Origin of the sequence: uncultured Aquincola sp. (genome assembly GCF_964001545.1) — a bacterium.
Lineage (GTDB): Bacteria > Pseudomonadota > Gammaproteobacteria > Burkholderiales > Burkholderiaceae_C > Aquincola.
Window position 1 is genome coordinate 1 of sequence record NZ_CAXFDV010000795.1, and the last position, 3,874, is coordinate 3,874.

Below are 3,874 nucleotides of genomic sequence, written 5' to 3' on the forward strand. Positions count from 1 at the left end.
GGGGCGGAAGAGGGCGCGGAACTCATGGCGCGCAGTGTAGGGACCGGGAACCGCGCTCCTGTTGTGTCATGACAAATACTGCCGGGGCAATCAATGCTCATGCAGCCACTGCCTTGACAATGGTTGCCTAGGCAAGTAATATCTGCCCCATGGAATCCGCCGATCCGACCACCCCCGCCAGCTTCTACCGCCCCGACGCCTGGAATGCGGAAGACAGCCTGGGCATGCTCTTCAAGCGGGTGATGCAGTCCATCGCCCTGCAGGCCGACCGCCGCCTGGCCGGCCATGGCCTCACCCATGTGCAGTGGGTGCCGCTGATGAAGCTCAAGCTCGGCCAGTGCGCCACCGTGGCGGCGCTGGCGCGCGACCTGCAGACCGATGCCGGCGCGATGACCCGCTCGCTCGACCGGCTGGAAGCCAAGGGCCTGGTGGCCCGCGTGCGCTCAGGCACCGACCGCCGGGTGGTCAACCTCGAGCTGACGCAAGAGGGCGATCGCCTGGCCTCGCTGGTGCTGCCGGCGCTGGCCGAGGTGTTCAACGATCACCTGACCGGATTCAGCCAGGACGAATGGCAGACGCTGCTGTCGTTGCTGCGCCGCATGGCGCGCAACGGCGACGCGCTGCGCGGTGCCGAGGGCACCGCCGATGCGGCGGAAGCCGCCTGAAGATCAAGAAAGGCCTGTTGTGAAACTTCGTCAACCTTCCACCGACTGCCACGGGCTGGCGGCGCTGCCCTGCGTGCTGCACCGCGCGCTGCCGGCACGTTCGGTGTCGCTCACCACCCTCACCGCGGCGCTGGCCGTGGTGTCGGCCGTGGTGCTGATGGCCGGCTGCGCCAGCCCCGGCAACATCCAGTCCACCGCGCAGAAGATCGAGCCGGCCCGCGTGGGCCTGGCCACCGAAGTGGCCACGCCCGAGGTGCAGCCGCAGTGGTGGCAGGCCTTTGGCGACGCCACGCTCAACGGCCTGGTGGACAAGGCCCTGGCCGACAGCCCCAGCCTGCAGGTGGCCGCCGCCCGCGTGGCACGTGCCGGCGCCGCGATCGAGAACGCCCGCGCCGCCGAGCGCCCCAATGCCACCTTGAGCGCCGACGCCACCCGCCAGCGCTACACCGAAAACGGCCTGATTCCGCCGCCGCTGGCCGGCACCGTGCGCACCAATGCCACGCTGCAGGCCGGGGTCTCGTGGGAGCTGGACTTCTTCGGCCGCAACCGCGCCGCGCTGGAAGCCGCGCTGGGCGGTGAACGCGCCGCGATGGCCGATGCCGACGCCGCCCGCCTGATGCTGGCCACCAACGTCGTGCGCAGCTACGTGGGCCTGGCCCGCGCCTTTGCGCTGCGCGACGTGGCCGAGCGGGCGCTGAGCCAGCGCGACGAAACCCTGAAGCTGGTGCGCCAGCGGGTCGACGCCGGCCTGGACACCAACGTCGAGCTGCGCCAGGGCGAAGGAGCATTGCCCGAAGCCCGTGTGCAGATCGCCCAGCTGGACGAGCAGATCGCGCTGGCCCGCAACCAGCTGGCCGCGCTCACCGCCCAGCCGTCGCAGGCGCTGGCCAGCCTGAAGCCGGCCTTGCAGCCGGTGCAGCTGCCCGCCATGCCGGCGCAGTTGGGCGCCGACCTGCTGGGCCGCCGGCCCGACATCGCCGCCGCCCGCTGGCGGGTGGAAGCCGCCACGCAAGATGTCGCCGTCGCCCGCACCGAGTTCTATCCCAACGTCAACCTGACGGCCTTTGCCGGCTTCAGCGCGCTGGGCCTGGGCAACCTGATCGAGGCGGGCAGCCGCCAGTACGGCGCCGGCCCGGCCATCCGCCTGCCGATCTTCGACGCCGGCCGGCTGCGCGCCAACCTGCGTGGCCGCAGCGCCGACCTGGACGCTGCGGTGCAGAGCTACAACGGCGCGGTGGTGGATGCGGTGCGTGAGGTGGCCGACCAGCTGGCCTCGCTGCAGGCCATCGAGCGCCAGCAGCAGGAGCAGGTGGCGGCCCAGGCCGCTGCCGAAAGCGCCTACGACCTGGCCCTGCAGCGCTACCGCGCCGGCCTGGGCACCTTCCTGGTGGTGCTGAACGCCGAAAGCAACGTGCTGGCCCAGCGCCGCACCGCGGCCGAGCTGAAGGCCCGCGCGCTGGACACCCAGGCGCTGCTGATGCGCAGCCTGGGCGGCGGCTGGCGCGACACCGCCGCCACCGCCACTGCCTCTGCTGCCACTGCCCCGACTTCCACCCTGGCCGCCGCCCGCTGAGCGCGCCGACCCACCCCCTTTCGAGCAAGACCATGAGCCAAACGCAAGACAACGCCGCCCCCGCCGCCAACCCGCAGGCCCCGGCACGCAAGCGCGGCCTGCTGATCCTGGGCGGCGTGGTGCTGCTGGGCGCGGCCGCCTACGGCATCCACCACTGGCAGGTGGCCAGCCACTTCGAGAACACCGACAACGCCTACGTGCAGGCCAACGTGGTGCAGATCACGCCGCAGGTCGGCGGCACGGTGCTGGCCATCCAGGCCGACGACACCGATTTCGTCAAGGCCGGCCAGCCGCTGGTCAAGCTCGACCCGGCCGATGCCCGCGTGGCGCTGGACCGGGCCGAGGCGCAGCTGGCGCAGACGGTGCGCGAAGTGCGCACCCTGTTCGCCAACAACGCGGCGCTGAAGGCCCAGGTGGCGCTGCGTGAGGCCGACATCGCCCGCGCCAACAGCGACGTGACCCGCGCGCAGGACGATGTGGAACGCCGCCGCCCGCTGCTGGCCACCGGCGCCGTGGGCAAGGAAGAGTTCAACCATGCGCAGTCGCAACTGGCTGCCGCCAAAAGCGCGCTGGCCGCGGCCCAGTCGGCCCGCGTGGCTGCCGCCGAGCAGCTGGCCGCCAACGTGGCCCTGACCGACGGCAGCGCGGTGGAAGACCACCCCAATGTGCAGCGCGCCGCCGCCCAGGTGCGTGAGGCCTACCTGGCCGCGCAGCGCACCGAGCTGCTGGCGCCTGTGGATGGCTACGTGGCCCGCCGCAGCGTGCAGCTGGGCCAGCGGGTGCAGGCCGGCGCACCGCTGATGTCGGTGGTGTCGCTGGGCGACACCTGGGTGGACGCCAACTTCAAGGAAGGCCAGCTGCGCAAGCTGCGCATCGGCCAGCCCGCCACGCTGGAAGCCGACGTCTACGGCAGCAAGGTGGAATACCACGGCCATGTGGTGGGCCTGGGCGCCGGCACCGGCGCCGCCTTCTCGCTGCTGCCGGCGCAGAACGCCACCGGCAACTGGATCAAGGTGGTGCAGCGGGTGCCGGTGCGCATCGCGCTCGACCCGCAGGAAGTGCAGGCGCACCCGCTGCGCGTGGGCCTGTCGATGGACGTGACGGTGGACGTCACCCAGCAGGACGGCAAGGTGCTGGCCGACTCGGCCAAGGCGCCCGCCACGGTGCAGACCCAGGTCTTCGACGCGCTGGATGCGCGGGCCGATGAAGAGGTCAAGCGCATCGTCGCCGCCCAGCTGGGCAAGCGCGTGGCCGTGGCCGCCAGCAGCCAGGTGGCCAGCGCCGCCAAGGGCTCGGCCGCGCACTGAGTCTTCTGAGGATCGCCCATGGCATCGGACACCACCCTGGCCGCCCGGCCCGGCGACGGCGCGCCGCCGGCTGCCGCCCCACCACCGGCGCCCGCACCCGCGGCCGCCCCGGCCGGCCCGCAGCCGCTCACGGGTTCCCAGCTGGCGCTCGGCACGGTGGCGCTGTCGCTGGCCACCTTCATGAACGTGCTGGACACGTCCATCGCCAACGTGTCGCTGCCGTCCATCGCCGGCGACCTGGGCGTCAGCGCCACCCAGGGCACCTGGGTCATCACCAGCTTCGCGGTGGCCAATGCCATCTCGGTGCCTTTGACCGGCTGGCTCACCCA

At 72.2% G+C, this 3,874-nt stretch carries 4 protein-coding genes; all 4 read left to right on the top strand.

What is annotated here, in order from left to right:
* Positions 1-149 precede the first annotated feature (149 nt).
* Positions 150-665 carry a MarR family transcriptional regulator gene (locus tag ABNT58_RS27605; RefSeq protein ID WP_348756574.1) on the top strand — a complete coding sequence of 172 codons (516 nt, stop codon included), beginning with the start codon at positions 150-152 and terminating at the stop codon, positions 663-665.
* 157 nt (positions 666-822) lie between these two features.
* A complete protein-coding gene (locus tag ABNT58_RS27610) occupies positions 823-2,238 on the top strand; it encodes an efflux transporter outer membrane subunit (protein ID WP_348756577.1) in 1,416 nt (471 codons plus the stop codon).
* 32 nt (positions 2,239-2,270) lie between these two features.
* Entirely contained in the window at positions 2,271-3,545 is a 1,275-nt protein-coding gene (locus ABNT58_RS27615) for an HlyD family efflux transporter periplasmic adaptor subunit (protein WP_348756575.1), read from the top strand.
* Between the two features lie 18 nt (positions 3,546-3,563).
* A partial coding sequence (locus tag ABNT58_RS27620; protein ID WP_348756576.1) for an MFS transporter occupies positions 3,564-3,874 on the top strand: 311 nt, incomplete at its 3' end.